Below are 1088 nucleotides of genomic sequence, written 5' to 3' on the forward strand. Positions count from 1 at the left end.
CAAACCCGTTCCAGGAATATACGATTGATGAAATTGTTCCAATTCGTATAGCCGTACGCAGTGTTCTTAATCTTCTTGATGATGCCGTTAATACCCTCAAGGGTTCTGTTGCAAAGTTTTCCAAAAAATCTATTTTAGTGTAAAATTGAGAAAAAAGACAGAGAGGACGGAGTAATGAATCATTTTAAAGGCAAACAATTCAAAAAAGACGTCATTATTGTCGCTGTTGGTTACTACCTGCGTTACAATCTAAGCTATCGTGAAGTTCAGGAATTGTTATATGATCGTGGAATAAATGTTTGTCATACTACGATTTATCGTTGGGTGCAAGAGTACAGCAAAGTCCTCTATTATCTTTGGAAGAAGAAAAATAGACAATCCTTCTATTCATGGAAAATGGACGAAACCTATATCAAAATTAAGGGACGTTGGCATTATCTTTATCGTGCAATTGATGCGGACGGCTTAACCTTAGATATCTGGTTACGAAAGAAACGGGATACGCAAGCAGCCTATGCTTTCTTAAAACGACTCCATAAACAGTTTGGTGAGCCGAAAGCAATTGTGACCGATAAAGCACCTTCTCTTGGCTCCGCCTTTAGAAAGTTACAGAGTGTGGGTTTATATCCTAAGACAGAGCACCGAACTGTGAAGTATCTTAACAATTTAATAGAACAAGACCATCGACCTATTAAACGACGGAATAAATTTTATCAAAGTCTCCGTACAGCCTCTTCCACGATTAAGGGCATGGAGACCCTTCGAGGAATATATAAAAAGAACCGAAGAAATGGAACGCTCTTCGGCTTTTCGGTGTCTACTGAAATCAAGGTATTAATGGGAATACCAGCCTAAGATATTTGGAGTTCAGAGCGGGCGCGTTTGATTTTCAAACTTCGCAACAGAACCGTTTCTACTCAATGAACTATAAGCAAAAGGCAGCTGATCTCAACAATGTGAAGTCAGCTGCCTAAGCAAGGTTCAAAATATTAAATTTTACCGGTCATCAGTACCATTTGACTTTGAACCTCAACTCCAAATATCGTAGCGCCCTTTTCTTTTTGTCGATACGCTGCTGCCCTAAACGC

The 1088-nt window shown here is 39.3% G+C and carries 1 protein-coding gene and 1 pseudogene; one reads left to right on the forward strand and one right to left on the reverse strand.

Annotated elements, in window-relative coordinates:
- Positions 1–122: pseudogene (locus tag ABZ910_RS36325) on the reverse strand (transposase); the annotation flags it as partial.
- 52 nt (positions 123–174) lie between these two features.
- On the opposite strand from ABZ910_RS36325, the gene ABZ910_RS36330 reads away from it, so the two are divergent.
- The gene (locus tag ABZ910_RS36330) at positions 175–855 is read left to right on the forward strand and encodes an IS6-like element ISS1N family transposase (protein WP_081196305.1); all 681 of its coding nucleotides are present in this window, start codon (positions 175–177) and stop codon (positions 853–855) included.
- Positions 856–1088 lie beyond the last annotated feature (233 nt).

The sequence above is a fragment of the Streptomyces sp. NPDC046805 genome (genome assembly GCF_040645355.1).
In the GTDB taxonomy this organism is placed as follows: domain Bacteria; phylum Actinomycetota; class Actinomycetes; order Streptomycetales; family Streptomycetaceae; genus Streptomyces.

What these genes read in the sequence shown, in the direction of transcription:
- ABZ910_RS36330 (WP_081196305.1), top strand. Translation starts at nt 175, where the DNA reads ATGAATCATTTTAAAGGCAAACAATTCAAAAAAGACGTCATTATTGTC.